The 19,998-nt window shown below is 47.4% G+C and carries 7 protein-coding genes and 14 pseudogenes; 2 read left to right on the forward strand and 19 right to left on the reverse strand.

The genetic code is table 11. The features are described from left to right. Nucleotides 1-59 precede the first annotated feature (59 nt). The 12 genes and pseudogenes from JCM17471_RS11195 to JCM17471_RS11250 all read right to left on the reverse strand — a co-directional run bounded on the left by JCM17471_RS11195 (nucleotide 60) and on the right by JCM17471_RS11250 (nucleotide 11,344). A pseudogene (locus JCM17471_RS11195) lies at nucleotides 60-368 on the reverse strand (HesB/YadR/YfhF family protein). Then, on the reverse strand, nucleotides 365-1,015 hold the full coding sequence (locus tag JCM17471_RS11200) for a response regulator (RefSeq protein ID WP_054777954.1): 651 nt from the start codon (nucleotides 1,013-1,015) through the stop codon (nucleotides 365-367). The pseudogene JCM17471_RS11195 and the gene JCM17471_RS11200 overlap by 4 nt, the downstream one beginning before the upstream one ends. After that, a pseudogene (locus JCM17471_RS11205) lies at nucleotides 1,008-2,077 on the reverse strand (sensor histidine kinase). Before JCM17471_RS11205 ends, JCM17471_RS11200 begins: the two are co-directional and overlap by 8 nt. Then, nucleotides 2,074-2,799 (reverse strand): cell wall-active antibiotics response protein LiaF, encoded by a 726-nt coding sequence (gene liaF / locus JCM17471_RS11210; protein ID WP_054777955.1) that lies wholly within the window; start codon nucleotides 2,797-2,799, stop codon nucleotides 2,074-2,076. The pseudogene JCM17471_RS11205 and the gene liaF overlap by 4 nt, the downstream one beginning before the upstream one ends. Before the next feature lie 184 nt (nucleotides 2,800-2,983). Beyond that, nucleotides 2,984-3,459 (reverse strand): annotated as a pseudogene (gene greA, locus JCM17471_RS11215) (transcription elongation factor GreA). A 90-nt stretch (nucleotides 3,460-3,549) separates the two neighbouring features. Continuing rightward, a pseudogene (gene udk / locus JCM17471_RS11220) lies at nucleotides 3,550-4,180 on the reverse strand (uridine kinase). Between the two features lie 97 nt (nucleotides 4,181-4,277). Further along, a pseudogene (mltG, locus tag JCM17471_RS11225) lies at nucleotides 4,278-5,368 on the reverse strand (endolytic transglycosylase MltG). A gap of 145 nt (nucleotides 5,369-5,513) precedes the next feature. Beyond that, nucleotides 5,514-7,925, reverse strand: a complete 2,412-nt coding sequence (gene pheT, locus JCM17471_RS11230; protein ID WP_054777956.1) for a phenylalanine--tRNA ligase subunit beta — start codon at nucleotides 7,923-7,925, stop codon at nucleotides 5,514-5,516. 1 nt (nucleotide 7,926) lies between these two features. Then, nucleotides 7,927-8,971: pseudogene (gene pheS, locus JCM17471_RS11235) on the reverse strand (phenylalanine--tRNA ligase subunit alpha). A 366-nt stretch (nucleotides 8,972-9,337) separates the two neighbouring features. Continuing rightward, nucleotides 9,338-9,694, reverse strand: coding sequence for a winged helix-turn-helix transcriptional regulator (locus tag JCM17471_RS11240; protein WP_054777957.1), 357 nt, complete (start codon nucleotides 9,692-9,694; stop codon nucleotides 9,338-9,340). A 290-nt stretch (nucleotides 9,695-9,984) separates the two neighbouring features. Then, nucleotides 9,985-10,490 (reverse strand): annotated as a pseudogene (locus JCM17471_RS11245) (HD domain-containing protein). A 93-nt stretch (nucleotides 10,491-10,583) separates the two neighbouring features. Continuing rightward, nucleotides 10,584-11,344 (reverse strand): annotated as a pseudogene (locus JCM17471_RS11250) (TrmH family RNA methyltransferase). A 107-nt stretch (nucleotides 11,345-11,451) separates the two neighbouring features. On the opposite strand from JCM17471_RS11250, the gene JCM17471_RS11255 reads away from it, so the two are divergent. Together JCM17471_RS11255 and yidC are read left to right on the forward strand one after the other, a co-directional pair. Further along, complete coding sequence (locus tag JCM17471_RS11255; RefSeq protein WP_054777958.1) at nucleotides 11,452-11,733, forward strand: acylphosphatase; 282 nt, start codon at nucleotides 11,452-11,454, stop codon at nucleotides 11,731-11,733. A gap of 59 nt (nucleotides 11,734-11,792) precedes the next feature. Further along, a pseudogene (gene yidC / locus JCM17471_RS11260) lies at nucleotides 11,793-12,769 on the forward strand (membrane protein insertase YidC). Between the two features lie 166 nt (nucleotides 12,770-12,935). Here yidC and JCM17471_RS11265 read toward each other — a convergent pair. The 7 genes and pseudogenes from JCM17471_RS11265 to rsfS all read right to left on the reverse strand — a co-directional run bounded on the left by JCM17471_RS11265 (nucleotide 12,936) and on the right by rsfS (nucleotide 19,974). Further along, nucleotides 12,936-14,447: pseudogene (locus JCM17471_RS11265) on the reverse strand (sensor histidine kinase). Nucleotides 14,448-14,497: 50 nt separating this feature from the next. After that, nucleotides 14,498-15,183, reverse strand: a pseudogene (locus JCM17471_RS11270) (response regulator transcription factor). A gap of 348 nt (nucleotides 15,184-15,531) precedes the next feature. Further along, nucleotides 15,532-16,949 (reverse strand): annotated as a pseudogene (gene gnd, locus JCM17471_RS11275) (NADP-dependent phosphogluconate dehydrogenase). A gap of 216 nt (nucleotides 16,950-17,165) precedes the next feature. Further along, nucleotides 17,166-17,729: a YceD family protein gene (locus JCM17471_RS11280; protein ID WP_054777960.1), complete on the reverse strand. Its 564-nt coding sequence runs from the start codon at nucleotides 17,727-17,729 to the stop codon at nucleotides 17,166-17,168. A gap of 243 nt (nucleotides 17,730-17,972) precedes the next feature. Beyond that, a complete protein-coding gene (locus JCM17471_RS11285; RefSeq protein ID WP_225354281.1) occupies nucleotides 17,973-18,917 on the reverse strand; it encodes a nucleotidyltransferase family protein in 945 nt (314 codons plus the stop codon). Further along, nucleotides 18,862-19,619, reverse strand: a pseudogene (locus JCM17471_RS11290) (class I SAM-dependent DNA methyltransferase). The gene JCM17471_RS11285 and the pseudogene JCM17471_RS11290 overlap by 56 nt, the downstream one beginning before the upstream one ends. Then, nucleotides 19,616-19,974: pseudogene (gene rsfS / locus JCM17471_RS11295) on the reverse strand (ribosome silencing factor). The pseudogenes JCM17471_RS11290 and rsfS overlap by 4 nt, the downstream one beginning before the upstream one ends. Nucleotides 19,975-19,998 lie beyond the last annotated feature (24 nt).

The raw sequence follows: 19,998 nt of genomic DNA on the forward strand, positions 1-19,998 counted from the left end.
CAAAAAAGACTGCGATTGCACCCGTTTGGGTCATCACAGTCTTTTTTGCGTTGCGCGTGTTACACTTCTTCTTTTTCTTCAACGAACTCATACTTAGGCTCATCCGCTTTTGGATCGTAATCCACGGTCATGTTCAGACGCTCAAAAACCACGCGTCGACGTCGTTCACGTAGTAAAGGACACCGTCTTTTTCGACCTGCATCGCCGTTTCTTCGGGTGTATCATCGCGCGTCATGCCGATACTGAAACCATCATGCACCTGCGTCTTGCCGTATACCTTTCCGAAAAACGAATCCCGGCGCCTGATCTGGCAGTGCTAGTTCTGACTTAAACCACTGACTTGCAGCATCTGTTATTGTCATCTTCATTGCTCTTCCCCCTGATCCTTTACCAATCCGTGTTTAAACGCGTAAATTGTTGCCTTGGTACGGTCTTCCACCTGCAGCTTGGCCAAGATGTTTGAGACGTGCGTCTTCACCGTCTTGAGCGTGATGAAGAGCTCGTCAGCGATTTCTTGATTGGACTTACCGGCCGCAATCAGTTGCAAGACTTCACGTTCACGGTTGGTCAGGTCATCATAGAGTTGTGGCTGTGGTGGATTGGACATGCGATTCATCATCTTAGTGGTCACTTCAGGTTCCAGAACGGATTCACCAGCTGCCGTCTGCCGAATCGCGGTGGCAATCTCTTCGGCCGTGGCTGTCTTCAGAATATAGCTGGCAGCCCCCGCCTCAATCGCAGGATAAACCTTCTCGTCATCGATAAAGCTGGTCAAAATGATGATGCGTGCTTTGGGCCAGGCCGACAAAATCGTTTTGGTGGCCTCAATCCCGTCCATCACGGGCATCACCAGGTCCATCAGGATTACGTCGGGCCGTAAACTCAGCGCCATATCGACCCCTTCTTGCCCGTTTTCTGCTTCGCCCACCACGGCCAGATCAGGCTGGACACCCAAATACGTGGTAATCCCCAGCCGCACCATTTCGTGATCATCAACCACTAATACTTTAATCATGACTAACTTCCTTTGTGACGGGCACTCTGATTTCAACACTGGTCCCCTGATTTTTGAAGCTTACAAATTTGGCGGTACCGCCAATGCTTTGTGCCCGTTCCTGAATATTCTTTAAGCCGTAACTGCCGTTCTCACTGCCAGCATCAAGCTCGAAGCCGACCCCATCATCAATGACGCGCAGAATCACATTCTGATCGACCTGTTTGAGATAGACTTCTAAACTGCTCGCCTTGGCGTGGCGCAACGTGTTACTCAATAGCTCCTGCACAATGCGGAAGAGATTATCTTCACTCGCAGCACTTAACTGCACATCATCCAGTTGCCAGGTAATTTTGATTTTGATTTTGGTTTGTAATTCTTTGAGCAGTGAAATAATCCCGTCCTTGAGCGACTTGCCTTCAAGGTTGGTTGGCCGCAAGTGTAAGAGGAGCGCTCGCATCTCAGCTTGCGCCTCATTGATCACGGATTCAATCGTGGATAGTTGCTTGAGTTCAGCCGCATCAGGATCGCGCTGATTAACCACACTGCGCAGGGCCGACAACATCATCATGGCCGCAAATAATTGCTGAGAAACCGAATCGTGCAGCTCACGGGCTAATCGGTGTCGCTCCTGCTCAAGAATTTCCTCTTTGCTCTCGCCAGCAACCAAGACGGGTTGATTACTGTAGTGCTGAATTTCACGTTGTAAGCGTATCATTTTTGGCGCAGACTTTCAAGTGCTTGACCAATTTCTGGGCCCAGAACCCGATTGGCCTGCTGCTGGCGTGCCAGAATGGGTGCCTCATACTGCCCGGCAACTAATTGCGCGAGACGCTTGCTGAGCTGATTCTGCCGCACGCGTTGGCCAACATAGATCATCAGGATACTCAATAACGCAATTAGGATGACCCCGAATAACAGATACAATACGAATGGCAGCCCAAAAATGGGATCGACGGCGACATCAATAATGTCTCGTTGGCTGCCCGTAATCCACAACGTGCCCTCGATGCTACCAGCCACTAACAACAAGGTGAGTAGCGCGATGAAGGAAAAAAGGCCAAATAATCGTCCTGCCTTCATATCGTTAACACCTCCACGTCACCAATCAAGGTGCTGGTCACCAGTCGAATTCGCCGCGGCGCATCCGCATAACCCTCACTGTATTGCGTGATGGTTTCGTTATGCACGGTGAGTTCTGTCTGATTGAAGTGCAGTTGGCCATAGAGTGCTGAGTGATTGATAGAAACCCCGACACCGATCGGCACCAGGATGCGCGTTTTGCCAAAGCCTTTGCGGACAACCACCACGTTATCGCGTTCCGGTAACAAGGTGTTGCCGAGGTCGATAATTGTATCTCCAGCGGCAACGCACAGATTGATATCGTCCCACTCAAAGGGCGCCTGCCCAATGGTGAAGTCGCCAAACCACGGGCGACGGGTCCGTGTCCCGCCCTTTTCCATCGGCTCAACCGTATTGACCGTGTAAAACTGCTTATGCATCCAAGGCATGGCCCGAGCCAAATTATTGTGCGGATCACCCATGGCGCCACCCACACCGATAAACAGGACCGCAATGGCCAGCATAATCCAAATGGCTGGATTAATCATGACCGAGATACTGATCATCACGATTCCGACAATTAGCATAATGGGTCGATCTTTTTTGCGTTTCGAATTCCAGACCAGCAGGCCAATCCCAATGATTAGGCCAATGATTGCTGGTGGCGTGGTGACTAACTGATAGCCAAACCACAACAATAAGAGTGCTTCAATGAGTAAGAAAAATTGCCATCGCTGTGCCATTGACGCCCCCACTTTCTTTAGGTTATTTAAGCTTAATTATACGCTACTTTAATTGACAGCGAATGCGCCAAAAGTCCGATTTTACGTCGCGGTGGCCAAGATACAAAAAGGAGCGATGACAAAATCATGATTTCGTCGTCGCTCCTTTATCAAACTGATAACTGCCGGTAGGCGCTGAGGTGAGTTAGCCTTCAACCTTCACAATCTTAACGGTCATTTGGCCACCCGGTGTCACGATATCTACCTTGTCACCCACTTTTTGCCGACAAGGGCTTGGGCGATAGGTGATTCATTACTGATCTTACCTGCAAAAGCATCCGCTTCCGCAGCACCAACGATTTGATAGGTTTCTTCTTCATCGTCACCATCTTCAACGAATGTCACTTTACGACCTAATGTGACTTCATCGGAAGCAGCGTCATTTGCGTCGATGATTTGGGCGTATCGCAGCATGGTTTCAACAGCCACAATCCGACTTTCAACAGTGGATTGTTCATCCTTAGCACTTTCATATTCAGAGTTTTCGGATAAATCACCGAAACCACGAGCCACCTTGATGCGATCGATAACTTCAGGACGCTTAACGGTCTTTAAATTTTCGAGTTCAGCCTCTAATTGGGCCTTACCCTCTTCTGTCATTGGATATACTTTATCTGCCATTACTTAATTCCCTCACTATGATTATTATTTGCTTAACTTGTGTCCATGTTAAGAATGCATCGTCGTCTTGTCAACCACTATTTTATTCCTTCAAGCCGCGCTCGGATAAAATTGACTTGATTTGGTGACCAATAAATCAATTGCAACCTGATTGCCACCACCTTCTGGCACAATCAAATCGGCATAGCGTTTGGTCGGTTCCACGAATTGGTGATACATGGGTTTGACCGTCTTCAGGTACTGATTGATGATGTTGTCGAGTGATCGCCCACGACTTTCCATATCCCGCTTGATGCGGCGAATAATCCGAATATCGTCGTCAGTATCGACAAAGACCTTAATATCCATCAAATCACGTAAGGATTCATCCGCAAGAATCAAAATTCCTTCAAGAATAATCACATCTTTGGGTTCCACTCGGACCACTTGTTTTGAGCGATTGTGATCAGCGTAGTCATAGACTGGCTTATCAATCGCCTCGCGGTGCAAGAGTTGATTGAGCTGATGATGCAGCAGCGCCGTGTCAAAAGCGAGTGGATGGTCGTAATTAATTTTTTTTGCGCTCTTCAAAGGGCAAATCGCTGTGCTTGTAATACGCATCCTGCTCCAGCAATAGCAATGAATGGCCCGAAAATTGATCGAAAATGGCGCGACTCACACTGGTTTTACCACTCGCAGAGCCACCCGTCACCCCAATCACAATCGGTTTTTGGCTACTTATCAAGAAAATACTGCCTCCCGTAAAGGGGGCTGAGACAAAACTTTCGTTTCACCTCAGCCCCACTTATTTGATTTCATTTTGTGACCATTCACATGGTTTATTGCCCATTATCCTTGGCAAACTTAGCCGTGTTGATATCGTGCTGCTCACGTGTTGTCGCATACAGGACTTCACCGGTCTTCAAGTTCGCAACAAAGTACAGGTAATTCTGATCGCGATCGATTGGGCTCAAGACGGCCCGAATCGATTGGAGACTAGGCTGATTGAATGGCCCAGGTCCATAGCCTGTGTTCTTGTACAGGTTATACGGTGAATCGACGCTGGTATCCTTGTTAGTCAGATGGGTTTTGTGCGTATTCAAGGCATACATCACAGTGATATCAGATTGGATTGGCATCTTGATTGCCAACCGGTTCAAAAATACACCTGCAATGGTGCGGCGATCCTGTTCGGTCACCCCTTCACGTTCAACCAATGAGGCGAGCGTCAAGACTTCTTGCACGGAATAGCCCTGTTTCTTGATGCTACCGTAATAGGTCTGCATCACGCTATCCGTCTTCGCCACCATGGCTTCAACTAAGGCTTCCAAACTTTCATTCTTTGACACAGCGTATGTGGCTGGGAACAAATACCCTTCCAAGCGATACCGCACATCTTTGGCCTGGCCTGCAGACTTCAACAATGCGGGATATTTCTTCTCTAACTGATCAAAGAACGCTTGGTTCTTCATCAACTTCAAGAAGGCCGTCTTGGTCAAATTCTTATTCTTGGATGTCAGTTTGTTCAGACTGTCCCCGATTTGATCAATCGTGATCCCTTCTTTGACCAACACCTGAGTGACCGCCGTCTTGGTACTACCGGCATCGCCACCCTGACGCAGCTTATTGATGATATCATCTAAGGTCTCAGCTTGGCTGAATTGATAGCTGCCAGCCTGGAAATCAGTATAGTTATGGAACTTCACGTAATAATTAAACACAGTGGCGCTCTTAATCACGTGCTTTTCTTCCAATGCACTGGCGATATCCTTATTGGTCGAACCGATTGGAATTGAGACTGTAATCTCACTCTTCGCATTCTTGTCCACCGGTTGTAACGCGGAATCCACGTACCGGTAGCCCATAAACCAATGATGGCAAGTAGTGCCACCATAATTCCCACAATCCAGAGGACGATGCGATTCACCATCTTCTTTTCTGTGTTTCGACGCTCTTTTTTATCATTTGTTGGTCATTCGGCGTTTGTGTCGTCACGGGTCAATCTCCCACTTTCATCAAAGAATCCTGCAACCATTATACTAGAACACCTATAAAAAGCGATCTAAAACCAGATTTTAGCGAATTGTAACATTTAATTCATCTACTAATGCCGTGGTTACCTGGGTGAAGGCTTCGGTGACTTCTTCTTCTGTCAGTGTTTGATCATCACGACGATAGGTCAACGTGTACGCCAAACTCTTTTGGCCCGCTTCAATGTGTTCACCGGCATAGACATCAAACAGGGTAATTGCCTGCAAGAACTTGCCACTGTGGGCACGAATCACGGATTCAATCTGATCATTGGTGACTGATTCAGCCACCATGAGGGCCATATCACGCGTCATGCTTGGGTACTTAGGTGCTGGTTGCGCGATAATGGCATTCTTATCAGCGACGAATAATGGTTCCAGATCAATTTCAAAGACGAACGTTGCGGGTAAGCCCTGTTCGCGTTCAAAGGCGGGATGTAACCGCCCGACGAGTCCAATCTTTTGACTACCCAAGTAGATTGATGCTGTTTGACCGGGATGCATGCGGTCATCACTGCTGTCTGCTTGATAAGTAACGGGTTCAACCAGATTGAAGTCATTCAGCAGCCGTTCAACAATGCCCTTGATGTAATAGAAATCAACACTCGCACTGGTTTCATGCCATGTCTTATCGATTACTTCACCGGTAATCGCACCAGCCAGATATTCGCGTTCTGTTGGGCGGGTGTGACCAGTCGAGGTCAAGAAGACACGACCTTGTTCATACAAGGCCACATTCTTTTCACTGCGGGCCACGTTGTACGCGATGGCATCGAGTAACCCTGACACCAAGTTCATCCGCAACACCTTGTGATCTTCCGTCATTGGGAAGTCTAAAACGGTGGCTTCGCTGGCTTGCAGCTTGAACCATTCGGCCTTTTCACTGCTGGTTAACCCATAGCTGATGGCCTGAGTGAGGCCGCTGGCTTCTAACAATTGCCGAGAGCGCTTGATTCGTGCTTGAACCGGTGTCAATTCACCGATTGTCAAGGTGGTTGTTGGCAGTGTGCTTGGTAAGTTGTCGTAGCCATAAATCCGTGCAACTTCTTCGATCAAATCAGCTTCAATCGCGATATCCCAACGGCGTGGTGGCACAGCGACACTGAAGAGGCCGTCTTCAACGCGAACCCCAAAGCCCAACTGTTCAAAGATCTTGGTGATAGCGGCCACATCCAAATCAGTCCCTAACACGTGATTGATGCGTGCCAAAGTGATATTAACGATGGTGTCTTCAGCCTTGATCGCACTGGCTGAAATGTGTCCTTGCGCAATATCACCATCGCTCAGTTCAGCGATGAGCCGTGCTGCTTGATCCAAGGCTTCATTGATGCTAGCAACATCGATACCCTTTTCAAAACGAGCGGATGCTTGGGAGCGCAAGTTGTACTTCAATGCGGTTTTACGCACATTAACGGGCGCAAACTTAGCGGATTCCAGCACAACAGTCTTCGTGCCGTCTGTCACTTCAGAATTCAAGCCACCCATGACACCAGCCAGAGCAACTGGTTGCTGGCCATTTGTGATGACAATATCTTCTGTATCGAGTTCGTGTTCATTGCCGTCAAGCGTGGTGAATTTTTCTTGTGCTTGGGCACGGCGCACGCGAATTTCTTTGCTGCCTAAGGCGTCGTAATCAAACGCGTGAAGTGGCTGCCCGAACCCTAACATGATCAGGTTGGTGACATCGACCACATTATTGGTTGGCCGAATGCCCGCGTTCCAGAGCCGACGTTGCAACCAGAGTGGACTCTCTTTGATGGTGACGTTGTCAATCACGCGCATCTGGTAACTCGGTGCATCTTCTGGATTGTCAACGACAGCACTGAGATAATCACTCACAGGCTTGCCGGTTTCGTTAACGTCCCCGTCATTAAAATGTGGCACATTGCCATAAGTGGCACCAACTTCCCATGCCACACCGCGCATGCCTAATGCATCCGCACGGTTAGGGGTGATTTCAAAATCCAAAATAGCATCGGTCATGCCCAAGGCAGCGAGTGCGTCGCTCCCAGGCTTGAGTGCTTCGTTAAAGACATAAATCCCCTTAGCGTATGCTTTTGGCACGACATTTTCAGGGTAACCAATTTCTTGTAAGGCACAGATCATGCCGAGGCTTTCAACGCCACGAATCTTGCCTTTTTTAATCTTGATGTTGTCTGCAATCCGCGCGCCAGGTAAAGCAACAATCACGGTTTGCCCGGCAGCGACGTTGGGTGCGCCACAGATGATTTGTCGAGGTTCTTCTTCGCCGACATCCACTTGTGTCACCTGTAAGTGATCGGAGTCAGGATGTGGTTCCATACTCAAAATATGCCCCACAACAATCTTTTTTAACCCTTTATCGGGGTGATGGACATTGGCCACTTCAATCCCGGTGCGTGATACTTTGTCAGCCAGTTCTTCTGGTGTTACTGGCACATCTACTAATTCCTGTAACCATTCATATGAAACGTCCATGCTAGCCCTCCTGTTTGAACTGGTTTAAGAAGCGTAAGTCATTCTGGTAGAAGCTCCGAATATCGTCGATCCCATACTTGAGCATGGCGAATCGGTCAGGGCCAAGACCAAAGGCAAAACCACCGTATACATCCGTGTCAACACCGGCGTTGCGTAACACATTGGGATGCACCATACCGGCACCTAAAACTTCGATCCAACCGGTATACTTACATACCGCACAGCCTTTACCGCCACAGCGGAAACAGGTCACGTCCACTTCAACGGATGGTTCTGTGAATGGGAAGTAACTGGGACGTAAGCGAATTTCGCGATCTTGTCCAAAAACATGCTTACTCAATGCGAGTAAGGTCCCCTTCAAATCGGCCATGGTGATGTGCTTATCGACGACCAATCCTTCTAGTTGGTGGAATTGATGACTGTGCGTCGCATCATCGGTATCGCGACGATAAACGCGGCCTGGACTGATCATTTTGAGTGGGCCCTGGCTGAAGTCATGCTTCTCGAGTGTCCGTGCTTGGACAGGACTCGTATGTGTCCGCATCAATAATTCATTGTTGATGTAGAACGTATCTTGCATGTCCCGTGCGGGGTGATTGGCAGGAATGTTCATCATCTCGAAGTTATAGTGATCTTCTTCCACTTCTGGACCTGAGACCACTTGGTAACCCATGCCCATGAAGAAGTCTTCCAAATCATCCATCATTTGCACGATAACGTGGCTGACACCGCGTTGGTCTTGGTTCCCAGGTAAGGTCACGTCGATTTTTCAGAGGCCAGTTGTTGCTCAATAACGGCTGTTTCGAGTGCTTCCTTACGACTTTGCAGAGACTCGGTCAGTTGGTCCCGCACTTTATTGGCGAAGGCACCCACCTTAGGCCGTTCAGTTTTATCGAGATCCTTCATTCCGCGCAAAATTTCAGTAATGGGACCTTTTTTCCTAACAAGCTAACGCGAATATCATTTAATTCCTTGAGATCAGTAATCTCTTGGATTCTGTCATGACTGCGCTTTGACAGTTCTTCTAGCTTTTGTTCTAAATCCATAAAATCCTCCTTTTTAATGTGCAAGTGATCATTTTTAGTGATCCAACATGCACTTTTACGCACAAAAAAAGCTCCGCCCCAAAAAGGGACGAAGCATCGCGGTACCACCCTTGTTCACAGACTAAGCCTGTGCACTCAACAACATAACGGCATGGACCGGCGCTTCCTAAACAATCTGTCTCAGAAGGCTACTCAAAAAGCGAAAACAGGTGATAAGCGCATCGATCACTTGCAGTCAATGGTGAATCTTCCCTGGCTGCGCCGCACACTTGAACTTTTATCCTAGTATTTAAACGATTTAATTAGGAACAATATACCAAATATGAAGAGACAAAACAAGTTACGCTCGTGAAATCAGGACGCAGATTAGCATTCTTGATCGCTAATCCAGGTGTCACCCCAAGTGTGTGCTGCTTCCATCACATCTTGAAGTGCAGCCCCTTTGGCAGTCAATGAGTATTCAATCAATGCGGAGTCTTCATGGGTCTCACGATTAACCAAGCCTTGACCCTCAAGTTCCTTCAAACGTTCGACCAACACGCGGTCGGAGCACTTCGCAACAGACTTCGCAATATCCTTGAAGCGAGATGGGCCATTTTGAAGTAAGACTTCCAAAATTAAGCCATTCCACTTCTTACCAAGGATCGTGAACGTCTGTTGAAACTTAGGGCAGATGCTCAGATCGGATTGTTGCGTACAGTCAACAGTAACGGTTTTCTCCATGTTGTTTCCTCCTATATCTACCAATCACTTACATTTTGATAGTACCAAGTATACCGCAACGGCGTAAAAAACAAGCACCATCATTTCAGTCATAAAAAAGAAGAAGATGAGACAAAAGGCGGTTATAGAATGAGGATTAACAGGCAACATGGCTAAATCCTGAACTTAGGATGTGCCATGATGCTGGTTAACCGGAATTCTATGCTTTTGGCACTCGATTAGGCAATACTATGCGCACAAAAAAGAAGCTATGACTGAGTCACAGCTTCGACGTGCATGCCAAAGGATGTCTAATCCGTTGAACGGCTGGCCAACAATTGTGATGGGTGCCGTACTTTTTGCCACCAAGGGCTCACAACTTCATCCATTGCAGCGTAATCATCAACCAATGAGACGATATAACTCTCGGCATACTTAGGTAAGCCGATTGTTGCCCCCCACATGTGCTTGACGATAATGTCTTTTTCTTTGGGTGATAGCTCGGTTATTTTTCAGCGTTGCGCAAGGCAATGCGTGGATGGATGTAGGCGTGTGTACCTAATGAGAACTTTGTTGTCCGCCAATCGTAATAGAACATATCGTGCAACAAACCAGCACGCGCAGTTGCTTTGGCATCGAGGTGCCAGCGCTTGGCGATTTGGTAACTCTGATAGGACACATGGATCGAGTGCTCCAGCCGATTCGAATAATGATGTTGCGTATATTCTTTCAGTTGCTGCACTTCTGGTCGATCCAGAAGATCTTGCACATAGCTCATATATTCGGAATCATTCAACCAATCAGTATCTTTGACCATTCAAAAGCTCCTTTTGTGCGCTAAGATTCAACACACCTGCATTATATCAGCTTCCGCAAAAAGTGATAGCAAATTAACCGGCTTAACTATTTTTTAATCACCGACCAGATGGAACATCACAACAGCAGCGGCAATGGCCACATTCAGTGATTCGGCCTTCCCCTTGATAGGAATGTACAAGTTGGCTGTGGTTTGATCCAACAGAATCTGTTGCATCCCATTGCCTTCGTTACCCACGATCAAACCAAATTGAGGAGCAGCTTCAACCGAACGATATGGCACCGCCTGTGGATTGAGCTCAGTCCCATAAACGGGAATATCAGCTTGCTTCAATTGTTTGACCACGGTCGTTAATTTTTCCTGCACAATATTCAGGTGGAATTGGCTCCCCTGCATCGCCCGCGTCACTTTGGCGCCGAATGGATCAGCGGTTTGGTGACCGAAAACAACGGTCTTGATGCCGGCTGCATCCGCTGTCCGAACCAGTGTCCCGACATTACCGGGATCTTGAATGCCGTCGAGTAAGAGATATTGGCCGTGCAGTGGGGCATCGAGTGTTGCCAATTGCCGTGGCATGATGGCGAAAATACCTTGTGGTGACTTGGTATCGCTCAAGTGACTGGCCACATCTTCTGAGATTTCGGTGATCTTGTTATAGAATGGCTTGAGTTCGCGCATCTCTAAAAACTTGTTTGTCGCATAAATGGCTTTTGGTTGTTCGCCGGAATTAACGGCTTCTTGAACCAAGTGCCAGCCTTCTAATAGGTAAAGTTGTGCCTCTTTTTGATACTTGTGGGTTGTTAACTTCTTAGCTTGCTTAATCTTGTCATTTTTGGTGATGAAATGTATTCCATAATGTCCCTGCCCTTCTTAGCTGAAGTCCAGTATACCATACTTCAGTCTGAGTTCAGATGCGCATGAATATGCTACACTAATGATAAACTATTGCGAGGTGAGACAAATGGCAACAAACGGTGTCCACATTATTGTTTCCGGGCGCGTTCAGGGGGTTGGCTTTCGCTGGATGACCAAGATGGTCGCGGCCAAACTCCACATCACGGGCACGGTCGCCAACCAAATGGATGGTTCGGTCGAAATTTATGCGGTGGGAGCGAGTGACCAACTGGCTCAATTTGAAGCAGCAGTGAAGGCGAGCCCAACACCGAGTGGTCGCGTGAGTGATTATCAGGCAACCCCACTCGACCCTGTTCCGACGTTCAAAAATTTTGATGTCATCGGTTGAAACCCTTTACGGCTTCAAGTATAGTTAAAACGATATTCATTAATGAAGGGACAGACACAATGACGAAATTGAAACGATGGCTAACCGTCGGCGGGATTAGCTCGCTGGCATTGTTTTTAGCTGCCTGTGGTCAAACCACCACAAAAACGGTGTGCGTAAGCCACCAACAGACTTCTTTAACGGGACCTTGTACAAGTATATTGCGCAACCTTTGCAACACTTGATGGAGTGGATTTCAGGCTTCTTCAGTGGTCCTAACGGTTATGGGATTGCCATTATCCTGATCACCTTGGTTGTGCGGATGATTCTGTTACCGCTGATGTTGAATCAGCAAAAGAACATGACTATCTCACAAGAAAAGACCAAGCTCTTGAAGCCGCAATTAGACATCGTGCAAGCTCAGATGAAGAAAGCCACAACACCTGAAGAACAGATGCAGGTCAATCAGCTGATGCAGCGTGTCTACAAGGAAAACGGCACCAGCATGATTCCGCCAATGGGCTGTTTGACAATTTTGATTCAATTGCCAATCTTCTCCGGCTTGTATCAAGCGGTGGCTTACTCGACTGAAATTTCTAACAGTACTTTCTTTGGGATTCAATTAGGGAAACCCAACATGATTGTGACGATTATCGCGACCCTGTTATACGTCGCCCAGAGTTACATCATGATGCAGGGTGTCTCTGAAGATCAGAAGAAAGCCATGCGGACAACCATGTGGCTCTCACCTGGGATGACCTTCTTCTTCTGTTTGATGTCACCTGCAGGACTCGGCTTGTACTTCTTGGCCGGTGGTCTGATTATCTTGATTCAACAAGTGATTGTTACATACGTCATCACCCCATCCATCCGCAAACGCTTGGATGCCGAAATGGCCGAAAACCCACCTGTGATTGTTGTCGATGAACACACATTCGATAAGCAAAACGCGAGCGCACCTGCTGCCAAGGGTAACGCAAATAACGCTGCCTCGACCAACAGTGAAAGCAACCGCAACCGTAATCGCAATGCGGGTAAGCAACAGCGGCATCACTAATCAATGCGCAAAATGATATAACAAATACCCCGAGATCAAACCACGTGGTTTAATCTCGGGGTATTTTGTTGGGTTTTCAAATGTCGAACAATATCGATGAGTCGCGTTCCAAAAGCATCTTTTGTCACAGCCTAATCTTACAGTTCACTATGAATTTCAGTGGATTTCATTTTTGTTCTGCCAAATTGGCTTGACGCCGAAGCTCGGCTGCTTGATTGCTTGTAATCACAGGCAGATTGACCCGGAAAACAGAGCCATGCCCCAATGCGGAATCAACTTCAATCGTACCCTTATAGTTCTCAATCAGTTGTTGCGCAATCGCAAGGCCTAAGCCGTTACCACCCTTTTCGCGGCTCCGCGCCTTATCAACGCGATAGAAGCGATTGAAGACCCGTTTGCGATCTTCAGGGCTGATCCCCTCACCGAAGTCTTGAATGGCCATGGCCACCCCTTCTTCTTCGTTAGCAGCGGAGATATGAATTTCTTTACGACTTGTGGAATACTTGACCGCATTATCCATCAGAATAATTAAGACCTGTTCAACGTGATTGCGATACATGCGGACAAACGTTTCGCCTTCCAGCGCATCATCAAAACGTAAACGTGAAGTCCGGATGAATCATCCGAAAATCATTCACGACCTGTTGCAGGATCTGATGAATGTCTGTCACAGCATTTGGAAATTGGATATCAACTTGGTCCGCACGGGTGAGATCGAGCATTTCTTGAATCAAGCTCTTCATCCGCGTGATTTCCTGAAGCGAAGCAGACAACGATTCTTCTAACACTTCAGGATCATCCTTACCCCAGCGATTCAACAGCTGGAGATGCCCTTCCAAAATAGCGACAGGTGTCCGCAATTCGTGCGAAACGTCTTGCACGAAATCACTCTGCTGGTCAATGTAGTGTTGCATGCGATCCAACATGCCATTGAATTCAACCACCAAATCGGCCAATTCATCGTGATGCTTGAGTTCTGGAATCCGCACAGACGATTGTGGCTCTTCATTGACGATATCAATCGTGTCAGTGATGCGCTTGATTGGCTTCAGGAAGCGCGATGCTAAGACATAACCCAGCAACATGGAGAATAATAGCGCAAAATCGAACTCGCATAGATCACAGCGGTAATCTTGCGCATCGTCACGTGAAAGGCATTCATCGCATCGGTGACCTGAATGTAGCCGATGAGCTTACCGGTCGAACCGGAATGTACAGGTGCGCGGCCCACGATTCCATCAAAGTCACCGTTGACCTCATCACTCAATTGCAAGTCGCTAACTTTTTTCAAGTCAACACTCGCGTTGTGCGACGTAAAGACATAGGTCCCCGAGCGATCATACACAGAAACCGTGATATCTTCACGCGACAACTTCTGGAGAACGGAATCCGAAAATAGCGAGGAGTGACTGGTTTCCGTTGGCATTGCGCCAGCGGCCGGATCATCCTTGTCCTGCGCACTACTGACATCAATTCTTGGCACCACGTCAGCGACCGTCAAGTTTGAGCGAACCGGGGAGAGACGCTGAACCACGGCATTGACCGTGTCCTTGACCGTATTGCGTTCTTGCGCGACCAGAATTTGACGAGTGGCACCATAGACCACCATTGAAAAAACCAGAAACGTGATGAAAATACCAATTCCCACCGTCAGCGCCCACTTCACTTTCAGTGAAATACGGCGATGTGTTTCTGGTTGTTCCGTTTTTTAGTCAGTCGTTTCAACGATTAGGACCGCATTACGTAGCCGGTTCCCCGTACCGTCTGAATATAGCTAGGTTCGCCTGGGCGATCAATCTTGTTCCGGATATAACGCACGTAGACATCGACAACATTGGTTTCAACGTCTGAATTGTAGCCCCAGACCTTGCTCAACAACACATCACGCGCCAAAACAACATTAATGTTTTCCATCAATGTCAGTAACAGTTCATATTCACGCTTGGTAAGCTCGATGATATCATCACCACGACGCACCACACGATTTTCCTTTTCGATGACTAAATCACGATAGGTAATGGTCGTTTGCTTCGCAGCGTTGTTTTCACCTTCGATATTGATGCGGCGTAATAACGCACGTAAGCGAGCCAATAATTCTTCAATCGCAAATGGCTTAACGATGTAATCATCCGCACCGTGATCCAAACCAGAAACACGATCGATTACAGAATCACGCGCTGTCATCATAATAATTGGGGTATTCTTCACCTGGCGCACCCGGCGACAGACTTCAAGGCCATTGAGTTCTGGCAACATGAGATCGAGCAAAATGGCATCCCAATCTTCATCTAATGCAGCCTCAAGCCCTGTCCGGCCGTTAAATGCACGGCAGTCTCATAACCTTCATGCTTTAATTCCAATTCAACAAATCGAGCGAGGTTCTTCTCGTCTTCGATAATTAAGATTTTACTCATCTAATTGCTCCTTAACTTGGTCCGCCATGGTTATCCACGGGGATTATTTCTCATTTTCAAATTCTCATCCAGTCGAATTCTAATGAAAGCTTATCGCCGAATTATTATAACACAGTTTGACAGCATTGCGAAATACCGATGTAGCCGGGTTGGGCTGGTTACGCCTTGTCAAAATTAGCCATTTTATATGGATTAAAAAAGGGTTAATTTGAAATCCCACATTATCACAATAAAGGATATTAATTGAGTCATTTCAGCCGACCCTCATTGAGGACACACAAAAACACCGACCATCACAGTCAGTTTGCACTGAATGGTGAGGATCGGTGTTTATTTTGATTAATTGGTTTATTGTTCCTTATACCATGAGTAATGGAAGATACCATCGCGGTCATTACGGTTATAAGTGTGGGCACCGAAGTAATCGCGTTGTGCTTGGATCAAGTTAGCAGGCAATACTTCACTACGATAAGAATCATAGTAAGCAATCGCAGCTGAGAAGCCAGGTACAGGAATACCAGCCTTAACAGCTAACCCAACTAAGTCACGGACACTTTCTTGATAGTTCTTAGCGATTGTTTGGAAGTAATCGTCTAAGAGCAAGTTCTTCAGTGCTGGTTCCTTGGTGTAGGCATCTGTGATATTTTGTAAGAAACGCGCACGGATAATGCAGCCTGCACGCCAGATCTTAGCCATGTCGCCATAGTTGATATCCCAGGCATAGTTTTCAGAAGCAATGCGTAATTGTTCAAACCCTTGCGCATAGCTCATCAACTTACTGAAGTAGAGTGCCTTACGGATCATTTCAACAGCTTCGGTCTTATCGACAGTCACGTTGCCAACGGGCTTAGGTAATACCTTGCTTGCGTTGACACGTTCGTCCTTCATCGCACTGATGTAACGTTGATAAACGGATTCGGTGATGACACCTTGAGGAACACCGAGTTCGAGGGCAGATTGTGAGCTCCACTTCCCTGTCCCCTTGTTACCAGCAGCGTCCAAGATAACATCAACGATTGGCTTATCTGAACCCATGTCATCCTTACGTGTCAGGATATCAGCGGTGATGTCGATTAAGTATGAATCGAGTTCGCCCTTGTTCCAGTCAGCGAAGATGTCAGCAATTTCGCTCACATCGAGACCTAACATGTTGCGTAACAGGTTGTAACTTTCAGCGATTAATTCCATATCGCCGTATTCAATCCCGTTGTGCACCATCTTCACATAGTGTCCAGCACCATTAGGGCCGATGTAGGTCACACATGGCGCGCCATCTTCAGCCTTAGCTGAGATTTGTTCAAGAATTGGTGCAACCAGATCGTAAGCTTCTTTTTGGCCACCTGGCATCAAAGAAGGTCCTTCCAAGGCACCTAATTCACCACCGGAAACACCCATCCCGATGAAGTTAATCCCTGATTCATCGAGCTTGGAGTTACGCCGCATGGTGTCTTCAAAGAAGGTGTTCCCACCATCGATCAAGACATCACCCTTATCCAATAATGGTAAGAGTTCGTTGATAACGGCATCGGTACCGGCACCGGCCTTAACCATCATCAAAATACGACGAGGCTTTTCAAGTGAGTTAACGAAATCTTCAATTGTATAACTAGGAACTAAATGCTTGTCAGGGTGATCTTTAACCACTTCTTCAGTCTTGCTTGCGGTCCGATTATAAACAGCAACCGTATAGCCACGACTTTCAATATTAAGGGCAAGATTCTTGCCCATGACTGCCATACCAATAACACCAATTGTGGTTGGTCCATGACAATGCCTCCTCATGATATCTTTTATATTGCCTACTCATGGTAGCAGAATAACCGCAATTATTAAAGTATCTGGCCTCTAATTATTGCAAGTTTTTACGCATTCATAAGGCATTTTCGTTTTTTAGAATATTTACGTCAAAAAAGAGCTGTGACACACCGAATGGTGGTCTCACAGCTCATTATTTTCAAAAAATTTATTGCTGAAGCGCGCAGCTATTTGTCATCCTCTGGCGCATCATCATCGTTAAACAAATCCTTTAACTTCGCAAAAGCGGCGTTTGGTTGTTCAGCTTGTTCTTCCTGAGTTGCCTGGTAATCAGATTCAGTCATGACTTCCCAATCAGTTCCGGAAGGCATTTCATCATCAGCCGCTTCCTCTGGTGTCAGCACTTGCATGGGAATATTCAACAGCAAGTGATCTTCCACAGCGGAAACCAGATCAAGTCGGTCGCCAGTCAATTCAATCAGTAATTCGCCATCTTCGTACTGATCGGCATGATCAGGATCACTGAGATAGATTTCACTGAATGTGAAGTTCATTGGTAATTCGACGGGCTTTAAACTCCGCGTCGATGGCACAGTGATACTACCTGCCAGCGTCACGCTGACCAGATAATCGCCTTTATCAAAACTGATATAGCCGTCCACGTTGATTGGACTCACATCCATAATCTCGGGATCGCGTTTGATCAAGTCAGCTTTGACATCAACCGTCTCAGTGAAATGCAGCGGTGTTTCCTTATATTTCATTAATTCGGCAATGGCCCAATTTAACATCGTTTTCCTCCTTTAATCACGCAGCATAATCGGCAAACGCCCATAATTCTGTGCGCGATTGGTTTGATTTTCAAGTAATTGATCCGCACGATTAACCAGATTCAGCTCACCATCGGGTTGTAACATGGCAGCGTTCACCTTGGTAATCAGCGGCAAATTGATTTGTTTTTTCTTGATGCAGATAGGCCCGACCAGCAGCAGAAAAGCCCAACACGTGCAGCACCGGATGTGCCGCGGCCCATGTCATCTCATTTGCGTGAGATTAAGCACTGTATAGAGCGCGAGTCGCCGCAACCGCGCATACGTGTAGCGTTTGGACTTAATCGCTTCAAGGAAGGCATCAAAATCATGCCCCGGTCGTAATTGTTGGACCAAGCGATACTCCAATCCCTCGCTCATGGTGTAGATTGCCCGCAACTGTGAAAGTGGCGTGGTCTGCAACCGATAGCGCAGCAGTGGAAATAACGTGGTCCAATTCAGTGGCATGAGCCTCTCTATCATCGCTTGTGTGGCTGCCGGTAACACCTCTTCGGGCACTGGCTGCTGCTGACGCAAGGCGTGTCTGATGGCACTGGCGCTCGCGCTATGAGCGTCCAGTTCAGGATCGTCATGATCACGGCCCTGCCTGGCAAAAGGATAGAGCGCCATCGGCCAATCTTTGGCCAGCGTCGCGCGGGCATAGGCGAGCCCCAACATGGTATTGGGCGCCGTTAATGCCTGGCCTGTCTGCTGTACAATCGCCTCGTTGAGCTGAGTCGCAAAAGTCTGATTGTACTGGCGAAACTGGTTCTGACTACCAGAAATATCAGCTAAGTCCTTGGCCAACTGCAAGTAGTCCAGATCCGCTTGCTCACTACCAAAGGCTAAGGCGTGCACATTCAGCCCACGCAATAAGTCAATGGCACCTTCGGCAAATTGATCAGCCGCCTGCACCGAACTGGTCACCGGTAATTCGACCACCACATCGGCACCGGCATCGAGTGCAAGTTGTGTGCGTTGCCATTTGTCCAAAATTGCTGGCTCGCCGCGTTGCACAAAGTTACCGGACATCACGACCACCACCGCATCAGCACCGCTCAATTGACGAGCTTTTTGCAGGGCAAACTGATGACCACTGTGCAGTGGATTGAACTCAGCAATCAGACCGACCGCATGCATCATTTTTAGCGTGGAAGAACCAACGAACACTGGTGTCTGTCACCGGTTCATTCCCGAAGTCACTGGTCACTTCAATTGAGTTAAAACCAGCTTCAACTAACGCTTGCTTGTAAACCTCGACGGGATACGTGCGCTCCTTGTGGGTTTCAATCAGTGGCTTGTAGGCATCGATTTTTTCATCATACAAGAAGAAGGTCAAATCGTGTTCAGCACTGTGTGGCACTTCGCCCTCGTAACTGGTCCACAAGAAGGCATAGTCTTCGGTCTGATAGTTATACATGTACCCTGGGAACAAATCATCCATCTGATGCAACGAATGGGCGTCAAACATGAAGTCGCCGCCTGCATCCAAAACAGAATAAACCTGTTTGAACACATTGGTGACTGCATCGATGTCTGGCATATAACAGACTGAATCATCAAAGCAGGTCACAATCTGATAAGTCGGCATGTCCGTCAGATCCTGCATGTCACCCAGAATCAGTGGCAACTCGATTTTGGCTGCATCCGCCTTTGTTCAGCCAGTGACAGCATATCACCGGAAAGATCAAAGTCGGTCACTTTAAACCCAGCTTGAACCAGCAAAACTGCGAGACTACCAGAACCACCCGCAAGTTCTAACATCGCTTGGCCATTGGGCTGGACCCGCTTGGTCACATAGTCGCGCCATTGCGTGTAGAGATCCTGATCCATTAAGGTGTCATAGACCTGCGCAAAGGTTTCGTAAATCATCCTTCGATCCAGCCTTCAACGTCAACTAATGGGGCATCACGCCAAAGCTTTTCCAGGTTGTAGAATTCACGTTCTTCAGGCAAGAAGGCGTTGACGACAACATCGCCAAAGTCCATCAGCACCCACTTGGAGTTCTTTTGACCTTCAATATGACGAACCATCACGCCAGCTTCTTCTTCCTTGTCCTGGACGGCATCCACAATCGCCTGTAATTGGCGTTCGGAATTACCGCTCAAGATAACAAATAATCCGCGAGCAAGCTCACTTCGCGCATATCAAGCACGACAATATCTTCGGCGCGCTTGTCATCTGCTGCTTTCACAGCGGTTTCTAACATCATTTCACTACTTAACATGTTTCACCTCGTGTTAATTTCTGT

The organism is Lacticaseibacillus saniviri JCM 17471 = DSM 24301, assembly GCF_001311785.1.
Lineage (GTDB): Bacteria > Bacillota > Bacilli > Lactobacillales > Lactobacillaceae > Lacticaseibacillus > Lacticaseibacillus saniviri.